The organism is Paenibacillus sp. CECT 9249 (genome assembly GCF_918697855.1).
In the GTDB taxonomy this organism is placed as follows: Bacteria; Bacillota; Bacilli; order Paenibacillales; family Paenibacillaceae; genus MSJ-34.
The window spans coordinates 72,450-90,791 of sequence record NZ_CAKKLI010000004.1 but is presented as its reverse complement, the minus strand read 5'-3'; the positions used below and the strand labels follow the sequence as shown (position 1 = coordinate 90,791).

Sequence of the window (18,342 nt, the reverse complement as noted above, 5' to 3'; positions counted from 1 at the left end):
CCCTTTCCTTCTTTCGCTTGACGAGAAAGGCAGTCGCCAATTGCGTACCTATAAGATAACCTTGGCCGGAGCGTTTTATTACTGAAAAAATTGATCGTAAAACCAATGAAAGTGTCCGTTCCCTAAGGCGGCTTTGCATTGCTGCAAGCCGCTCCTTTCAAGCGATTACATCGCTTTTTTGGCGTCCGCCAGCGTCAGCATTTCCTGGGCGTGGTGCAGCGTCTTCTCGGTGATTTCGACACCGCCCAGCATGCGGGCGAGTTCCGCCACGCGCCCTTCGCTCGATAACGCTTCTACATTCGTCATCGTTCGTTCCCCGACGACTTGCTTTTGGATCAAATAATGACGATCGGCCATGCAAGCGACTTGCGGCAAATGCGTAATGGAGAACACTTGGCACATCTCCGCCAGCTTGGACATTTTCTCGGCGATCGATTGCGCAGCCCGTCCGCTGACCCCCGTATCGACCTCGTCGAAGACGAGCACCGGAACCCGGTCGACGGCGGCGAATATCGATTTCAGCGCAAGCATAAGACGCGACAGCTCGCCGCCGGAAGCGATTTTGTGCAAAGGCCGAAGCGGCTCTCCCGGATTAGGCGAGATCAGAAACTCGGCGCTGTCGAACCCGTGTTTCGTAAACCGGATCCGTACGCCGTCGACATCCAGGCCGCTTGGGTCTTCCGTTCGCTCGAGCTTGACTGCGAGCCGCGTACGTTCCATTTGCAAATCGGTCAGTTCCGATTCCATTTGTTTCGTTAGCCGTTCGGCGCATTGTTTGCGCAAACCGCTAAGCCGCTCCGCCAATACGACCAGCTTCGCGAACAAGCCGTCGGCTTCTTGCTGCAGCTTGCGCATCACTTCGTCTTTATTCTCGATCGTTTCGGTTTCCTTCCGGATTCGATCCAAATAAGCCAATATTTCCGCAACGTTATCGCCGTATTTGCGCCGGAAAGAGACGAGCAGATCGAGCCGTTCTTCGATTTGCTCCAATCGCGCCGGATTAAATTCGATTCTTTCCCGATAGTCGCGCAGCGCGAAAGCCGCGTCTTCCATTTGATAATACGCGGATTGCAACTGTTCGATAATCGGCTGCAGCGCCGGCGCGTCGAAGGAAACGATATCGTTCAATTTGGAAACGGCTTTGCCGACCGAATCCAGCCCTTTGCTTCCGTATATCGTTTCGTATGCTTCCGATACGGTATCCATCATTTTCTCGCTATTGGCTAGTTTGCGCTTCTCTTCCGCCAATGATTCGTCTTCGCCGATTTTCAAGCCGGCGCTTGAGATTTCCTCGATTTGAAAGCGGTACAGATCCAGCATTTGCAACGATTTTTGGCTCGATTCTTCAAGCTCTTCCAATTGTTTGCGCACGGCGACGAATTGCTTGTACACATCTTGGTATTCGGCTTTGACAGGCGCAATGATCGTCTCGCCGTACGTATCCAATAAATGCAGATGCTTATCGACTTGCAATAAGGATTGATGCTCATGCTGGCCGTGAATGTTGACCAGATGCTCCCCCACCTGGCGCAGCATCGTCAAATTGACCATTTGCCCGTTAATGCGGCTGACGCTTTTGCCTTGGGCTGTCAATTCGCGCCGGACGACGAGATGCTCGTCTTCCTCGGTATGTATGCCCATCTCCTTCAGCACATCCCATACCGGATGGTCCGCTTGCAGATTGAACATCGCCTCAATCTCCGCTTTATCGCATCCGTAGCGTACGAATTCCGCCGAGCCGCGCGCGCCGATCACTAAACTTAAAGCATCGATAATAATCGATTTGCCCGCGCCCGTTTCCCCTGTCAATACGTGAAATCCCTTATGAAAATCAACAGAAACCGACTCGATGACGGCTAAATTCCGAATCGATAACGCCACAAGCATAGTTCCACCATCCTTACGAAATCAAATCCATAATTTGATTGACGATTTTGCCGCTATTTTCTTTATTGCGGCAAATGATCAGCATCGTATCGTCGCCGCAAATCGTGCCCATAATTTCTTCCCACTCCAAATTGTCCATCAATACGGCAATGGAGTTGGCCGTTCCCGGCAAACATTTCATGACCACCAAATTTTCCGTATAGTCGATATGAACGAAATTGTCCACGAGCGCCCGTTTTAATTTTTGAACCGGATTGTAGCGTTGATCGGTAGGCATCGAATATTTATAGTTTCCGTTCTCAAGCGGCACTTTAATGAGCTGCATTTCTTTAATATCGCGCGAAACGGTAGCTTGCGTCACCTGGTATCCGGCATTTCGCAGCGCGTCCACGAGTTCGTCCTGCGTCTCAATGTCCCGATTCATAATAATTTCGCGAATTTTTACATGTCGTTGTCCCTTCATGATACCCTCCTCCAATTTGTTCGTCGGACCTAGAAACCGCAATCAACGCTAATCGTCTTCGTCAAATTGAAATTGTATTTTATGGATTTGCTGTTCTTTTTCATCAATATATAATATCCCTGCGCAATCTCCATATATTAAAAAATACGCAAGCAAACGATTGCGGACGCCGCTGCCCGTCCAATCGATCGGCATGCGGTCCCGCGCGATTTTCACTAAATAACATTCTTTCCCTTGTCTTGCGACTAAATCCACGAACAAGCGGCTGTGCAGATCGTCTCCGTTTACCGTAAAATGAAACGGAATGCGGAACTTGCCCCCGATCACCTCGTAGCCGGCCCGTTCCAGCAGTTGCACCGCGACGGATTCTTTAATGTCGTTGTTTAAAGGAATATACCGTAACGAGGTCGGTTCGAGCAGCCACTTGCGAAATGCGAAATAAATCCAAATAGCGATCAGGACGATAATTCCGATCATGACGAATTCATCACTGCGCCCCATTCGAATCACCTCAAACGATGGAAAGACTTCTTGCACATCTTATTCGCGGAAAACCAGCCAATATCCTTTTTTTAAACAAAAGAAACTCATCCGTTGGATGAGTTTCCGGTAAACGTATGCGAGGCGTCCCGCACGACCTTCTCGATAAGAGACGCGTCTACGCCTTCCCGTTCCATCGTCTCGGCGCCTTCCGCCAGCGTCCAGCAAGCCAAAAATTCGATATTTCCTTCTCCGCCCGTGATCGGCGAGAACGTCAGGCCGTCCAGGCGGAAACCGAGTCCGGCGGCGTATGCAAGGATCCGCTCGAGCACTTCTTGATGCACTTTCCGGTCGCGCACGACGCCGGATTTGCCGACTTTCTCCTTGCCTGCCTCGAACTGCGGCTTAATGAGGGCGACGACCCGGGCAGGACGGCGCAGCAAGGCGAGCAAAGGAGGCAATATGATGGTAAGCGATATGAACGATACGTCGATCGTTGCAAAGTCCGGAACCGGTCCCGCTAAATCCTCCGGGGTCGTGTAGCGGAAATTCGTTCTTTCCATCACATGAACTCTGCTGTCGTTGCGAAGCGACCAATCCAACTGATTGTATCCGACATCGATTGCATAAACGTACCGCGCTCCATGCTGCAGCGCGCAGTCGGTAAAACCGCCGGTAGACGCGCCGATATCCAGCATGACGGAATCGGCAATGTCCAATTCGAACGTACGAAGCGCCTTCTCCAGCTTCAAGCCGCCTCGGCTTACATAAGGATGAACGGCCCCTTTCACTTGCAGCTCCGTATCGCGCGCAATCTTCATTCCCGCTTTTTCGAGCCGTTCTCCGTCCTTATTGAACACCAATCCGGCCATAATCGCGGCTTTCGCCTTTTCCCGGCTGTCGCATAAACCTTGTTCGACGAGCAGCACATCGATCCGCTCTTTCTGATTCGACATCCATATAAACCTACTTTGCGCTTAATTTAATCCGCGGCAACATCGCTTTCAGTTCCGTCGCGACTCTGCCTGGGGTCAGACCGACTTCCTGCCGCTGTTCGACGATGCTGCCGTGCTCGACGAAGTAATCCGGCACGCCGAGCGTTTTGACATGCATATTGAAAATGCCTTTATTCGAATAAAATTCCAAAACCGCGCTGCCCAAGCCTCCGATTTGGGACGATTCTTCCAATACGATCAAATTCAAGCCTTCCTTGGCAAGCTGCAACAGCATTTGCTCATCCAACGGCTTAATAAATCTTGCATTGACGACCCGCACGCTCATACCTTCCCGTTTTAACAGTTCCGCCGCCTCTTCCGCGACTGGAATCATCGGTCCGGCAGCTACGATCGCCGCCGAATCTCCTTCGCGCACGATATCCCACGTTCCGATCGGAATCGGCTTCATCTCCGGATCGAGCGGCACGCCAACGGCGTTATTGCGCGGGTAACGAACGGCGATCGGCCCATCGTTGTATTCAAGCGCCGTTTTCATCATATGGCGAAGCTCGTTCTCATCCTTCGGCATCATAAGCACCATATTGGGAATATGGCGCAAATAAGCGATATCGTAGACGCCTTGATGCGTTTCGCCGTCCGCGCCGACGAATCCCGCCCGGTCGATCGCGAAGATGACGTTGGCGTTTTGCCGGCAAATATCGTGAACGACTTGATCGTACGCCCGCTGCAAGAAGGTCGAATAGACCGCGTATACGGGCTTGAGCCCTTCCAAAGCTAGCGCCGCGCACATCGTGGCCGCATGTTGCTCGGCGATGCCGACATCGATCATTCGGTTCGGGAACCGTTCTCCGAAGGCAAGCAGCCCCGAACCGCCCGGCATCGCAGGCGTAACGGCGACAATGCGTTCGTCCTGCTCGGCGAGCTCGATCAGCGTGCTACCGAAGATTTCCGTATACATCGGATTGCCGACGGCCTTCAGCACTTGTCCGGATTCCATTTTGTACGGCGTAATGCCGTGCCATTTATGCGAGTCCGCTTCCGCCGGCGAGTAGCCTTTTCCTTTGACGGTGACGACATGCATCAATACCGGACCGTCTACATTGTCCGCTTGTCTGAACGCATCGAGCATCGCTTCGATATCGTGGCCGTTAATCGGCCCGAAATAGGTATAGCCCAACTCTTCGAACAATACGCCGGAAACGACTAAATATTTCAAGCTGTCCTTCACTCGTTCGGCCGTCTTGGCCAGCTTTCCGCCGATGGCCGGAATTTTTTTGAGGAACTGTTCCAATTCGCCTTTGGCCCGCAAATAATGTTTGTCGGAACGAATTTTGCTTAAATAGTTATGCATCGCTCCGACATTCGGCGCGATGGACATTTCATTGTCGTTCAGCACAACCATCAAATTTTTCTTCTCGTGGCCGATATGGTTCAGCGCTTCGAAGGCCATGCCTCCCGTCAAAGCGCCGTCCCCGATCACCGCGATCACTTTATGGTCTTCGCCTTTCAAATCGCGCGCCGTCGCCATGCCCATCGCGGCGGACAACGACGTGCTGCTGTGACCCGCTTCCCATACGTCATGCTCGCTCTCGGAGCGTTTGACGAAACCGCATAATCCTTTATATTTGCGCAGCGTATCGAATTTGTCCATGCGTCCCGTCAAAATTTTGTGAACGTATGCTTGATGTCCGACGTCGAAAATAAACTTGTCTTTCGGGCTTTGGTATAAATAATGCAATGCCAGCGTCAATTCGACAACGCCCAAATTGGGCGCGAGATGCCCGCCTGTAACGGAAAGCTTCTCGATAAGAAATTGGCGAATTTCGGCTGCCAATTGCGTTAATTCCGGGACCGATAATTTTTTCAGATCGTCGGGTTGATCAATTTGGTCTAGCAGCACGTGATTTTCCTCGCTTTCCTTTGCTCGATTTGCTTTTTTTCTTTACAAATATGCGAATGCGCAATCTTCGTTCCAATACGTCGAAAAACTTGCCGATCGTCAGCACGATGCCGGTGGAATAATGAATGGCGTACGATTTGCCCATCGCTTTGCCTCCGACCGTAAGTGCGGATACGATGCCGGCGAAGACAACGCTTACTGCTGTCGTCACCACGACGTTGCTCGCATTCATGGTCGCAATTAAATTCGCCACGACGAGCGCCGTTGCGGCTCCGCTAATCACGCCGCTTACGTCGCCCACAACGTCATTGCAAAAATTGGAAAAACGGTCGGCATTGCGAACGATATAGATCGCTTGCCTTGATCCGTGAACGCGTTCGGCCGCCATAGCGTGAAACGGCTTCTCGTCCGCGGCGGCGGCGGCGAGTCCCATAATATCGAACACGATCCCGATCAGTATCAGTAAAAAAACAATAAGCGTGCCGATTCCCCAACTGACTCCTGCCAATAAGGCGGTCGAAACGACAGAGAAGATACACGCTAGCGCAAATGTGACGATCGATATAAAAATACTCCATTTGATGGAGTGCTTGATCGAAAACTTCATATTGATCTTCTTTGCTCCTAAGTATGGAAAGTGAGTGGCAACTTTTTGAGTAAACGCTGTGGCTTAGGTCCAGTAGGTTTTCCCAGACAAGACACCTCCTCGTCGCCGAAAAGGCGGTTTCCCTTTACGCTCGTCTTGACCCCGTTGCCGGCCGTCAGACTGGATTACCACTTAGTCCACACTATAATCCTCAAAAAGCCTCACTGCGTGAACAGCCTAGGAGTTTTCCTCCGACAGTCTTTAAACCATTCCTTAGCCTCTTTTGCAAATCAGCTTTCATATAGCATCCGGAGAATAGCGCTTTGGCCGAAGCGATATCCGCCTACACTTCCATAATCCCTGCTGATTCACTCAAGGCAGGCTACGCTGCAAACAAGTCATAGATGCTACTTCCCGCTCATAATGATATAAAATGAGACAGATTCGACTCGCAATGCAGGTTCATACCCCAAGCCGTAACCGGGCGCGCGAGGGCGCAAAAGCCACGAACTTGGGCCTCCGCGGAAGCGGGGTCAACGCCCACATGCCATTGTGGATCGCCCCACAACCTTAACTCCCAGCATCAGCCCCCGACTGGGCGTCGAAAGCCAACACCAGGAACTTCATCGATGTGCCCTTTGGCGAATTTTTAGGCCCGCCTTCAGAAAGGTAGACTGACTAGGATACTGCACCACTCATATGTAAGACTTATTATAACATAAATTAATAAGTTATACGCAGCAATTAATGGTCCCGTTTCATCAAATAGTCAGCAATTTGCAACAATTTATGCGGATTCGGCAAGTTTGCGGCAAGAATCGCTTGTTTCGCTTCTTCCGTCAATCGTTCCACTTCCCGTTCCGAAGCTTCCAGGCCGATAAAGAACGGATAGGTCACTTTTTTGCCTTTGACGTCGCTGTTCGTCGGCTTGCCGAGCTTACGTTCATCCCCGATCAGATCGAGAATGTCGTCCTGAATTTGAAAAGCGAGACCGAGGTTCGAGCCGAAGACGGACAAGCCGTCAAGCTGTTCCTTCGTAGCGCCCGCAATTCGGCCGCCGGCTCTGAGCGCGAACACGATTAAATCGCTCGTTTTGTGCAAATGGATATACCGGAGCTGATCCAAATCGGTCAACCCTTGCTCGCCCTGCATATCGGCGACTTGTCCCCCCACCATGCCGCGCGCCCCGGCCAGCATCGCCAAATCTTCGATAACGGCAAGCGTATCCTCCGCGGACGCTCCGGCCGTCCGGGCGGCCTGCGCGGCAACGTAAAAAGCGTGAGTAAGCAGCGCGTCGCCGGCCAGCACCGCCATTGCTTCACCATATACTTTATGGTTCGTCAATTTGCCGCGGCGGTAATCGTCATTGTCCATGGCGGGCAGATCGTCGTGTATTAGCGAATACGTATGGATCATCTCCACGGCGCAAGCGACCGGCACCGCCCTCTCGGCCGATCCGCCCAACGCTTCGGCCGCGGCGAGAGTCAAGATCGGACGCAGCCGTTTGCCGCCCGCCATAAGCGAATAAAACATCGATTCGCGCAGCACGCTAGGAAAATTCCACTCCTCGGGAAATATGTTCCCCAAATGCCGCTCTATCAATGCAGAACAAGATTGCAAATAATCTTGAATCGAAGGCGTATTATTCAATCGGATCACCAGACTCGTCTAAAATGTTTGTAAAAGGTTTTTTGCGAAATTCCCCGTTTTCTTCCATCAACATCTCAATTTTGCGTTCGACTTGCTCCAATTTGTGGCCGCACCATTGCGACAGCTTCATTCCTTCTTGAAACAGTTCGATCGCTTGTTCCAACGGAACGTCTCCGCTTTCGAGCCGAGTTACAATTTGCTCGAGCTTATCGATCGCCTCTTCGAAGCTATGCGCGTTTTCCGTCTTTTCCGTATTGTCCGCCATCTTTCGTTTCCTCCTCCCCCGTCATGCCCCATACTTGGCAATCCAGCCTGCCGTCTCCCATTTTAATGCGTACGAGATCGCCGAGCTCCACATCGGCAATCGATTTGATCAATCGCTGCTCCCGCTCGTCGTAAACGAGACTGAAGCCGCGCGCCATCACCTTGAGCGGACTTAACGCGTCCAACTGCTTCATGCCTGAGATCAAACGGTGCTTCCTTTCTTTCACCGTCGATTGAATCGACTGCAGCATCCGGTATTGGAGATGCTCCTTTCGTTTGCTTGCGGCCGTTACTTGCTCTTGCGGATTGTGGCGAAGCAAACGGCCCGACAAATTGGTTCGCCGCTCGGCGAGCCGGCTTTGCCGGTTCTGCATCCGGAACCGCAACTGCTCGCGCAGCCGGTCGAGCCGCTGCGCCGGCTGCAGCAGCGCCTTGCGCGGATTGGCGAATGCCGGCGACTTCTGCAGCCGGTGAAGCGCTTCGCGGCGCTGCCGCAGGCGCATGCGCGTCGCCTGCTCCATCCGCTGCTCCAAGTGGCGGAGATGCTGCTTCAATTCCGCGTGATGCGGAACGGCCAACTCCGCCGCCGCCGTCGGCGTCGCCGCGCGCAAATCCGCGACAAAATCGGCGATCGTATAATCCGTCTCATGCCCGACCGCCGATATAATCGGAATTTGCGACGCGTGAATGGCGCGAGCGACCACTTCTTCGTTAAACGCCCATAGTTCCTCCAGCGAGCCTCCGCCCCGCCCGACGATCAGCACGTCGACTTCCTTGTACCGGTTCATCGCTTCGATCGCGCCGGCGATCATCGGGCCCGCCTGCTTGCCCTGGACAAGCACGGGATATAGGATGACCGGCACCGCGGGATGGCGGCGCTGCAGCGTAATGATAATATCGCGCACGGCCGCCCCCGTAGGAGACGTGATGACGCCGATCGTTTTCGGAAATCGCGGGATCGGCCGTTTGGATTCGGGAGCGAACAAGCCTTCCCCGTCCAATTTTTGCTTCAGCTGCTCGTAAGCCAAATACAGACTGCCGATCCCGTCCGGCTGCATATGCGTCGCGTAAAATTGGTATTGTCCGTCCCGCTCGTAGACGGACACGTTGCCGCGGGCGATCACCCGGGCCCCTTCCTTCGGAATGAAGGGAAGCCTCTGATTATGGCTGGCGAACATAATCGCTTTGATGCGGCTGTCCGCGTCTTTCAGCGTGAAATACATATGCCCGCTCGAATGATGCGTGAAATTGGATATTTCCCCGCGAATCCACACCTCTTGCAGAACATGATCCGTCTCCAGCTTCATGCGGATATAGCGGTTTAATTCTTTGATCGATAATATGCGCTGCTCCGCCATCGCCCGCACCTTATTCGATGCCGTGCGCCCGTTTGGCGGCGATCAGCGTATTTTGCATCAGCATGACGATCGTCATCGGCCCGACTCCGCCCGGTACCGGCGTGATCGGTCCCGATATTTCCTTCACGTCTTCGAAATCGACATCGCCCGCGAGCTTGCCGTTCTCCAACCGGTTCATCCCAACGTCGATGACGACCGCTCCCGGTTTCACATAACTTCTGTCTACGAATTTGGCGCGGCCGATCGCCACAACGAGAATATCCGCCTGGCGCGTCAATTCCCGCATATTCGCCGTCTTCGAATGACACATCGTTACGGTCGCGTTCTCCCGCTGCAGCAGCATCGATACCGGCTTGCCCACAATATTGCTGCGGCCGATGACGACTGCGTGTTTGCCGGCGATGTCGACGCCCGTCCGTTTGATCATCTCGATGACGCCCGCCGGCGTGCACGGCAGCAAGCTATCGTCGCCGATCATCAAGTTGCCGACATTGATCGGATGGAAGCCGTCCACATCCTTCTCGACGGCAATCGCGTCGATGACCGCTTTCTCGTTCATATGTCCGGGAAGCGGCAATTGGACAAGAATGCCGTGAATATTGTCCTGGCGGTTCAATCGATCCACCAGCGCAAGCAATTCCTCCTGCGACGCGGATGCGGGGAGGCGATGCACCTCCGAATAAATCCCCAATTCCTTGCAGCTTCTTTCCTTGCTGCCCACATATACTTTCGAGCCCGGATCTTCGCCGACGAGCACCACCGCCAGACCGGGACGAACGCCTTGCCCGATCAACCGTTCCACTTCGGATTGAATTTGTTCGCGAATTGACGCGGAAATCGCCTTGCCGTCTATCAAGGTTGCCGTCATTGTTCATCTCTCCCCTATGTCAGTTTGATTTCAGCTTATCCAGTTCCTTCATCATTTTCCCCAACACGCCGTTGACGAATTTGCCGGAATCTTCCGTGCCGAAATGTTTTGCAAGCTCAATCGCTTCATTGATGACCACCTTCGGCGGCACGTCGTCCTTGAGCACCATTTCATAACAAGCGAGGCGCAGTATTTGCCGATCGACGCGGGACAAACGATCGACCTGCCATCCCTTCAGAAATTCGGACAACAGCTGGTCGATCCGTTCTTTGTTGTTCCATACGCCATGAACAAGGGCTAGCACGTGAACGCTTGTCTCCTGTACGTTGCGCACTTCGATTTCCGTCTCGTTCTCTTCCTTCGCTTCGGTCAACACCATGGAGACGGCCTCTTCGGCCGACACTCCGTTCATTTCCATTTGATACAAGCTTTGCACCGTAATTTCTCTCGCCAGGCGCCTCTTCATTCACGTTCCTCCAACATTAGGGTTATATTTCATTAGTATGATACGTTCTCGACACAAAAAAACCTATGATCGTCTCCTGTACGATAGTGGACAGCATATAAATGCAAGTTCAAACAGCCGATGGGGACTTCTAAGGATGCCTTTGGAATTTCCGTGGAAATTCCCGCGCAAGCCGCAATTTTCGGCGAGATCCGGGAGGCAGCTGGCGCTGCGCCCGCTATTTGAACAACCTCTATATCAAGTCATTTTCGTTCAGGAACTTTCACAGGATTCACTTAAACAATCTCCATCTATCGGTCAGCCAATCCGCCATGCGCTGCCACGGGAACAAAGCGCCAAGCTTCAAGTCCTTCTGCTTTCCGAGCGTATAGCCGATAAATACTAACAAAGCCAGGAAGAGCATGTCCCAAAATCCGAAACAGATATACGCGATAAAAAGAATCGTTCCTGCCGCAACGCCGGAAATACGTCCGCCGTGACTTTCCCATATCGATTTCCACATCGGGAAACTCACCTCTATTCCACTCTCGATTTGAAGACTTGCGTCTGAACGATATTCGCAATATATACGGATACATTGGATACGGGAATTCCCGTAATTTCTTGCACATATCCGTGAACTTGGCGCTGCACTTCTTCGGTCATTCCCGGAATCGAGCTTTCTCCGTCCACGATCAGGCGAATCGTAATGACGATGCCCGCTTCGGTCACTTCAATTTTCGTTTTCAAATCTTTGACGCCGCGAATGCGGGACGCCGATTTCAAGACTAAATTTTCAACCGTTTCCACGGAAATTTTAATATCGCCGAAGTCGTTGCGCTGATCGATCGAATGCAGCGACGCCTTCTCGCGGCGAACCGATATGTAAAAAAAGCGGAGGCTGATTAAAAATATGACGACCGAACCGGCGATAAAGCTGTAGCGGAGCCAGTCGCCTTCAACCAAAAAGAGAGCCGGTTTCAACCATCCCATTGTAACGAGAAACATCACGACGGATAATGCCCCGATGACCAAGCTGTATAGAAACAGCAGCAGCCTGTCCAATATTTTCACCATAAATGCTGTGGCCTCCTTAAAATCAGAGCAAACCCCTGACGATGATGTCGGGGGTTCTCCATTCTAATTAACGCGTTCCTGCAAACGGCTTATCGTACTCGTTGCGCCGCCGATTCTTCCTCTTCCGGCTTATCCGCAACTTTGAAATGAACGTCGTGAATGTGTACGTTGACCTCCACGACATGCAGGCCGGTCATCGTTTCAATCGAACGTTTCACACCGCGTTGAATTTCCGTAGCCACTTCCGGAATGCGGTTTCCATATTCCACAATGATCGATACGTCCACAGCCGCTTCCCGTTGTCCGACCTCAACTTTTACGCCTTTGGACAAATTTTTGCGTCCTAGCAATTCTGCAATGCCTCCCGCAAAACCGCCGCTCATGCCGGCAACGCCCTCCACTTCGATTGTGGCCAAACCGGCGATGACCTCAATGACTTCCGGAGCGATATGAATTTGTCCCATTTCCGTCTTTTCGTAATCCGTCGCTATCGTATCCATTCGCCAGACACCTCCAATAGTTTGCGGATGTTTCATCCGACAAGCATACGCACCATATTATACATACTATATCATTTCATCGGAAATATGACAAACTAGACTTCATACTCCTCAAGAAACTTAATATCGAAATCGCCTTCCACGAATTTGGGATGTTCGAGCAGTTTCAAATGAAAAGGAATCGTCGTATGAATTCCTTCGATTTCAAATTCGGACAGCGCTCTGCGCATGCGCTCGATCGCTTCCTGGCGCGTCGGCGCCCATACGATCAGCTTGGCGATCATCGAATCGTAATGGGGCGAAATCGTATATCCCGGATACGCGGCGCTATCGACCCGGACGCCCAATCCTCCCGGCGGCAAGTAGAAGCCGATCTTGCCCGGCGAAGGCATGAAATTGCGGCTCGAATCTTCCGCATTAATGCGGCATTCGATCGACCATCCGTTAAATTGAACGTCTTCTTGCCGGAACGACAACGGGTTGCCCTCGGCTACCGAGATCATCTCTTTAATCAGGTCGACGCTCGTAATCATCTCCGTTACGGGATGCTCGACTTGAATTCGCGTATTCATTTCCATGAAGTAAAAGTTGCCGTCAGGTCCAAGCAGGAATTCCAGCGTGCCCGCACCCGCATAATTGACGGCTTGTGCGGCGCGCACGGCGGCCTGCCCCATCCGCTCGCGAATTTCGGGCGACAACACCGCGCACGGCGCCTCTTCGATCAGCTTCTGTCTGCGGCGCTGCACCGAGCAATCGCGTTCGCCCAAATGCACAACGTTTCCGTGTTTGTCGGCGATAATTTGAATTTCGACATGCTTCATGCCGGTCAAATATTTCTCCAAATAAACGCCGGCATTGCCGAACGCCTTTTGAGCTTCCTGCTGCGCGGTCGTTATTTGCTGAATGAGCGCTTCTTCGTTCTCCGCCAAACGGATGCCTTTGCCGCCTCCGCCTGCCGTCGCTTTAATAATAACGGGATAACCGATATCGCGCGCGACCATGATCGCTTCGTCCAAATCCTCAATTAATCCGTCCGAACCCGGAATAACCGGCACATTCGCTTCTTTCATCGTCTGTTTGGCAACGGATTTGTCGCCCATCCGGCTGATGGCTTCCGGCGAAGGACCGATAAAGGCGATGTTGCAGGAGTCGCAAATTTCCGCGAAATCGGCGTTCTCGGCCAAGAAACCGTATCCCGGATGGATGGCGTCGCATTCGGTGAGCGTAGCTACGCTCATAATATTCGCCAAGTTCAGATAGCTTTCCTTGGAAATTGTAGGTCCGATGCAGTAGGCCTCATCCGCCATCCGTACATGGAGCGCGTCGCGGTCCGCCTCGGAATATACGGCAACCGAAGCGATTCCAAGCTCCCGGCATGCGCGAATAATGCGCACTGCGATTTCGCCGCGGTTGGCGATCAATATTTTTCGAAACTTCATTGCTCTCTCCCCCTATTCCGTTTTCACCAAGAAAAGAGGTTGACCGAATTCAACCAACTGACCGTCCTCAACCAAAATATCGACGATTTCGCCTTTAACCTCTGCTTCCAACTCGTTCATCAATTTCATCGCTTCGATAATGCAAACGACCGATTTTTCCTTGACTTTGTCGCCGATTTTCACATATGGGCTCGCGTCCGGCGATGGCGCTTGATAGAAAGTGCCCACCATGGGCGAGACGATTTTATGTAAATTGCTTGCTTGCTCCGCTTTGGCGGGAGCGTCGTTCGCCTGGCCTTGGGCCTGGGCCGCATCCGCTGCGGGCCCCGCCGCAATATGCGCGGTTGGCGCGGGATGAAAGGTTTGCTGAATCGGCGCGGTTTGGACGTTGACCAATTCCGTTTTGCCCGGCTTGCGAATCAACAGTCTTGAACCTTCGTTTTCAATTTCCAATTCTTGAACGGTAGTCTGGTCGACCAGCTTGATTAACTCTTTAATCTCGCTCAGTTTAAACATTTATTTCACTCCTTGTCAGATCTGCTTTCACTTTCTCATTCAAGTTGCGGAAACGTTCGTTGTCCATGTTGCGGACGAACATATAACGTAAGTATTATAACATAATCGTTCAAAATAAAAAGAGTCCAGATCAACCGGACTCTTTTACGCGGTTGTTCAAAAAGTCCCCTTTTGATCGCGAAGCATATCCGGGAGCGGATTCGACATCGAATGGTTCTCCCTGCCTTCTCGGTGTTTGAAAAGTTCACTTTTTGAACTTGCATTTTCATTGCAACAATCGGATTACGGCGAGACGCGCTGTACGCTCACTTTATCTTGCGTTACATTTAATTCTTTCATAACAAGATCGATGATGCTGACCGCTTGGCTGACTTCCAATTGCTTGCTCTGTACGACGACTTTATATTTATCGTTATCCTGCGTAATAACCGCATCGCCGAATTCTTTCTGCAATGTTTCCTCGACGCTCGTTATTTTTTGCTCCTTCTCTTCCAGCTTCATCATCTCTTCCGTCGCTTTGCCGGCGTCCGCAGGCGATTTTTCCATGTCGTTCACGATCGATTGCAATTCCTCCATTTTTTTCTGATTTTCGTCGTTCCGGTTCATTTGCAGCTTCGTAATATAGTCTTTGGACGACGCCCCCTGATTTTCCATCTGCTTCAGCACGTCTTGGTCGCTCTTGCTTTCCGACGGCTCGCTCGTCGGATCCGCGTTCGGATCGAGCACTTCGTCCACGATTACATCGTTTGCGCCGTTGCCGTTATCCGTTCCGTTAGGCATGATCATATCGTTCGTCAGTTGCGTGCCGTCCGCGAGCTGGTTCGATTCCTTCGATCCAGAAGGATCGGTGAACAAATAATAGGCGGACAGGATGACCATAATGCTCAGCATGGAAACTAACCAAATCGTTTGTCTTTTCGAATTCATTTTGTTTTTCCTCCTTGCGGATATAATTTATTTTAATTATTGGGATTGCTTGCGGGGCACGACGGAAATGCGGTAAGCGGGAACGCTCATCCCTTTTTCCACCGCGTCGATGATCAGTTCCTTCACGGTGCGGTTTTCCGCACCTTTGGCAACAATGAGCACCCCTCGAATTTTCGGTTTAATTTTTTTCGTTACGATCGGAGTCTGATCGCCGGAAGATTCGTACGTGACAATCTGTCCGTCGCGGGTATATTGCGTAATATGCCGCTTGCCTCCGTTCGGATCGGATTCGTCCGTAACCTGCTGGCTGTCTTTGACGTTGCGCTGTACAATGACTTCCTCCGTGGAATCGACCGTTACCATGACATCCACCGTGCCGACGCCGACGATCTTTTCCAAGATCTCCTTCATATTCGCCTCCAGAGCCTGTTCGATCGTATCGAACGCGGAGAGCGGCGACGGATCGGCGGTCGCAGCGGCTTGTATGTCGGACGGCGGAGGATCGCGACTCTCATTGACGTTATCGACCGATTTGACGTTCATTTTTGCAAATGAGTTGAACAGCAATAGTCCCATGCCGATCAGCCCCAAAATAAGCAGCCAGCGAAACGTTTGTACCCGTTTGGTCCCGCCCGGGCCGCCGCCGATCCAATTCTCCAACGATTGCAGCCATTTTGCCAAATGAAGTCCACCTCCTATTCGACCTGGATTCCGTTTGCTTCCACATCCCACTCGCGCCGGATCAGACGGGCGATTTCCTCCTTGACGGTTTGCCCGCCCGCCGCTTGCCCGGCACTCGCGCCATTCGGCCGCGCTTCCGGATCCGCCTCCGCCAATGCGGGGACGGACTCCCCCGAAGACTCGATGCGCACTTCCACTTTGACCGCCTCCATCGGCTTGATTCCGGCGATCGGCTCGGCTCCGCCTAGCGCGGGTCGTTCGTCTCCATTCAGAACGACGGATACGGAGCCGATCTTGGGCGGTTGCCTTGATGTCTGCCCCGAGCCATTCGGCCCGTAGTTCAGCGAAACGCTGACCTTCGACACCGCCGCGCCCGTCTCGCGCTCGATCTGTTCCTTCATCCGTGCGGCGATCTCGGCTTCGACGGTGCGCAAAGCTTCTTCTTCCCGGCTTCGCCTGATTCGTTCGCCCTCGCTGACGATTCGCTCGAGATCGTCCATCTTGCCGGAAGCGGCCTTCTCGAAACTCGATTGCCTTTCCAATTCGTCTGCCAGCCGATCCGCAAAATTGCCTTGAAACAATTCCAGAACGGGCGAAATGATCGTCAGCAGGATCAGCAGGCTGACAACCAATTTGACATACCGCTGCAGGGAACGGCTCGGCAAGATCAAATCGACGAACGAAGCGATTAGAATGACGACGATGATTTGTTTCAACCAACCGTTGAGCCAGTCCATCATCGCAGCATCACCGTCACATTCCCCGCAGTCAGCATAATCGTGATCGCCAGAAAAAACATCAATCCGACGGCGGCGAGCGCGCCGAACACGTAAATCATGCTCTTGCCGATCGTTTGCAGGCAGGTCACGATGGGACTCTCTCCCATCGGCTGCATGACGGCCGCAGATACGTTGTATATTAATGCGAGCGTCAATATTTTAAGCGCGGGAAACGCGCATAAAAACAAGATAATGAGTACGCCCGCCAAGCCGATCGCATTTTTGACGAGCAGCGAAGCGGAAATCACGGTATCCGCCGCATCCGAGAACATCTTGCCGACAACGGGCACGAAATTGCCGGTAATATATTTGGCCGTGCGTACCGTCACCCCGTCCGTCACCGATCCGGTTACGCCTTGCACCGAGATGACGCCGAGAAACACGGTCAGCAGCGCTCCAAGCGCATATACCCCGATCGATCGCAGCAAATTTGCAAGATGCGTCGCTTTATATTTGTCCGACATCGAACTGACGATATGCAGCACGGCGGAGAAGAACAATAGCGGGAACACGACGAAGTAGATCAGATTCCCTACCGTATGGATCATAAAAACGACGAGCGGATGCATAATGGAGACCGTTACGACGTTGCCCATGGAAGCGAGCAAAGAGAACAATAGGGGCACCATCGCCATCATAAAATGAATCATGCCCGAGATGGCGTCTTTGGCGTACCCGATCGCGACGTTAAAGCTGTTGATCGCGATAATGATAATGACCATATAAGAAATCGAATAAGCCACTTTACTGACCGCGTTCCGTTCGAACGCGGTCTGCAGCGTTTCGAGAATCATGCTAAATACCGTCAATATGACGATGGTGACGAGCAGCTTGCCGTTGTATGCGACTTCATGGAACAGAAACGAGAGCAATCCCCGCAACGCCGACGCGAGACTGAAGCCTTCTCCTCCGGGAAGCAGCATATCCATAAACGTCGGGGCCTTCTGATCCGGGAAAAATCCGCCGTACTGCTTCATTAAATTATCCCAGTACCGTTCGATTTCGCTCGTCTGCAGCTGTTTGGCCTGCTGCTCGATCAATTGATCCGCCGGCGAGGCTGTCGCGGCAATATATTGCCCCAGCATCGCGATGAAACAACAAAGGAACATGACGGACGCGCTTTTCCATTGGTTCGTGCGGTTCATGGCATCAACTCCGTTTCGCGCAAGAGACGTGTTAAGCCGGCAACAGGCGCAGCACCGTTTCGATAATAATGCTGATAATCGGGATGGCGAGGACCATGATCAGCACTTTGCCGGCCAGTTCGATTTTGGAAGCGATGCCTTCTTGACCCGCGTCCCTGACGATTTGCGCTCCGAATTCGGCAATATAGGCGATGCCGATAATTTTCAGTATCGTTTTCAAATAGATCATTTGAATTCCGGATCGTTCGGCCAAATCTTGCAGCACTTGAATGACCGCGTCGATTTTTTCGATCAGGAAAAGAAAAATAACGATGCCGGTGAACGTGGCTACAACAAATGCGAACATCGGCTTCTGTTCTTTCAGGACGAGGATCAATACGGTGGCGATCAGCCCCAGGCCAACGATCTGTATCATTTCCAC

General features: G+C 52.3%; 21 protein-coding genes. All 21 read right to left on the bottom strand.

Annotated elements, in window-relative coordinates; translation table 11 throughout:
* Window positions 1-165: 165 nt before the first annotated feature.
* The 21 genes from recN to spoIIIAD all read right to left on the bottom strand — a co-directional run bounded on the left by recN (window position 166) and on the right by spoIIIAD (window position 18,342).
* Window positions 166-1,887, bottom strand: a complete 1,722-nt coding sequence (gene recN / locus LQ229_RS05410; protein ID WP_230191126.1) for a DNA repair protein RecN — start codon at window positions 1,885-1,887, stop codon at window positions 166-168.
* A 13-nt stretch (window positions 1,888-1,900) separates the two neighbouring features.
* Window positions 1,901-2,350 carry a transcriptional regulator ArgR gene (gene argR, locus LQ229_RS05405; RefSeq protein WP_253298136.1) on the bottom strand — a complete coding sequence of 150 codons (450 nt, stop codon included), beginning with the start codon at window positions 2,348-2,350 and terminating at the stop codon, window positions 1,901-1,903.
* A gap of 48 nt (window positions 2,351-2,398) precedes the next feature.
* A complete protein-coding gene (locus LQ229_RS05400) occupies window positions 2,399-2,851 on the bottom strand; it encodes a hypothetical protein (protein ID WP_216538749.1) in 453 nt (150 codons plus the stop codon).
* 86 nt (window positions 2,852-2,937) lie between these two features.
* Window positions 2,938-3,786, bottom strand: coding sequence for a TlyA family RNA methyltransferase (locus tag LQ229_RS05395; protein ID WP_230191125.1), 849 nt, complete (start codon window positions 3,784-3,786; stop codon window positions 2,938-2,940).
* Window positions 3,787-3,796: 10 nt separating this feature from the next.
* Entirely contained in the window at window positions 3,797-5,686 is a 1,890-nt protein-coding gene (dxs, locus tag LQ229_RS05390; RefSeq protein ID WP_216538751.1) for a 1-deoxy-D-xylulose-5-phosphate synthase, read from the bottom strand.
* Window positions 5,667-6,293: a hypothetical protein gene (locus LQ229_RS05385; RefSeq protein ID WP_216538752.1), complete on the bottom strand. Its 627-nt coding sequence runs from the start codon at window positions 6,291-6,293 to the stop codon at window positions 5,667-5,669. Before LQ229_RS05385 ends, dxs begins: the two co-directional genes overlap by 20 nt.
* A 723-nt stretch (window positions 6,294-7,016) precedes the next feature.
* Window positions 7,017-7,922, bottom strand: a complete 906-nt coding sequence (locus tag LQ229_RS05380; protein WP_230191197.1) for a polyprenyl synthetase family protein — start codon at window positions 7,920-7,922, stop codon at window positions 7,017-7,019.
* On the bottom strand, window positions 7,915-8,187 hold the full coding sequence (xseB, locus tag LQ229_RS05375) for an exodeoxyribonuclease VII small subunit (RefSeq protein WP_230191124.1): 273 nt from the start codon (window positions 8,185-8,187) through the stop codon (window positions 7,915-7,917). The genes LQ229_RS05380 and xseB overlap by 8 nt, the downstream gene beginning before the upstream one ends.
* Window positions 8,150-9,544, bottom strand: a complete 1,395-nt coding sequence (gene xseA / locus LQ229_RS05370; protein ID WP_230191123.1) for an exodeoxyribonuclease VII large subunit — start codon at window positions 9,542-9,544, stop codon at window positions 8,150-8,152. The genes xseB and xseA overlap by 38 nt, the downstream gene beginning before the upstream one ends.
* A 10-nt stretch (window positions 9,545-9,554) precedes the next feature.
* Window positions 9,555-10,412 (bottom strand): bifunctional methylenetetrahydrofolate dehydrogenase/methenyltetrahydrofolate cyclohydrolase FolD, encoded by an 858-nt coding sequence (gene folD / locus LQ229_RS05365; protein ID WP_230191122.1) that lies wholly within the window; start codon window positions 10,410-10,412, stop codon window positions 9,555-9,557.
* Window positions 10,413-10,431: 19 nt separating this feature from the next.
* Window positions 10,432-10,878 (bottom strand): transcription antitermination factor NusB, encoded by a 447-nt coding sequence (nusB, locus tag LQ229_RS05360; RefSeq protein ID WP_230191121.1) that lies wholly within the window; start codon window positions 10,876-10,878, stop codon window positions 10,432-10,434.
* A gap of 271 nt (window positions 10,879-11,149) precedes the next feature.
* Window positions 11,150-11,380 (bottom strand): DUF2273 domain-containing protein, encoded by a 231-nt coding sequence (locus tag LQ229_RS05355; RefSeq protein ID WP_216538758.1) that lies wholly within the window; start codon window positions 11,378-11,380, stop codon window positions 11,150-11,152.
* A gap of 14 nt (window positions 11,381-11,394) precedes the next feature.
* Window positions 11,395-11,934, bottom strand: a complete 540-nt coding sequence (gene amaP, locus LQ229_RS05350; protein ID WP_230191120.1) for an alkaline shock response membrane anchor protein AmaP — start codon at window positions 11,932-11,934, stop codon at window positions 11,395-11,397.
* 89 nt (window positions 11,935-12,023) lie between these two features.
* Complete coding sequence (locus tag LQ229_RS05345) at window positions 12,024-12,434, bottom strand: Asp23/Gls24 family envelope stress response protein (protein WP_216538760.1); 411 nt, start codon at window positions 12,432-12,434, stop codon at window positions 12,024-12,026.
* A gap of 95 nt (window positions 12,435-12,529) precedes the next feature.
* Window positions 12,530-13,873 (bottom strand): acetyl-CoA carboxylase biotin carboxylase subunit, encoded by a 1,344-nt coding sequence (gene accC, locus LQ229_RS05340; protein WP_230191119.1) that lies wholly within the window; start codon window positions 13,871-13,873, stop codon window positions 12,530-12,532.
* Window positions 13,874-13,885: 12 nt separating this feature from the next.
* Window positions 13,886-14,389, bottom strand: coding sequence for an acetyl-CoA carboxylase biotin carboxyl carrier protein (accB, locus tag LQ229_RS05335; protein ID WP_216538762.1), 504 nt, complete (start codon window positions 14,387-14,389; stop codon window positions 13,886-13,888).
* Between the two features lie 282 nt (window positions 14,390-14,671).
* Complete coding sequence (locus tag LQ229_RS05330; RefSeq protein WP_230191118.1) at window positions 14,672-15,316, bottom strand: SpoIIIAH-like family protein; 645 nt, start codon at window positions 15,314-15,316, stop codon at window positions 14,672-14,674.
* Window positions 15,317-15,352: 36 nt separating this feature from the next.
* Window positions 15,353-15,997, bottom strand: a complete 645-nt coding sequence (gene spoIIIAG, locus LQ229_RS05325) for a stage III sporulation protein AG (RefSeq protein ID WP_230191117.1) — start codon at window positions 15,995-15,997, stop codon at window positions 15,353-15,355.
* Window positions 15,998-16,011: 14 nt separating this feature from the next.
* Window positions 16,012-16,737: a stage III sporulation protein AF gene (spoIIIAF, locus tag LQ229_RS05320; RefSeq protein WP_230191116.1), complete on the bottom strand. Its 726-nt coding sequence runs from the start codon at window positions 16,735-16,737 to the stop codon at window positions 16,012-16,014.
* Entirely contained in the window at window positions 16,734-17,885 is a 1,152-nt protein-coding gene (gene spoIIIAE, locus LQ229_RS05315) for a stage III sporulation protein AE (RefSeq protein ID WP_290370019.1), read from the bottom strand. Before spoIIIAE ends, spoIIIAF begins: the two co-directional genes overlap by 4 nt.
* A gap of 67 nt (window positions 17,886-17,952) precedes the next feature.
* Complete coding sequence (spoIIIAD, locus tag LQ229_RS05310; RefSeq protein ID WP_216538767.1) at window positions 17,953-18,342, bottom strand: stage III sporulation protein AD; 390 nt, start codon at window positions 18,340-18,342, stop codon at window positions 17,953-17,955.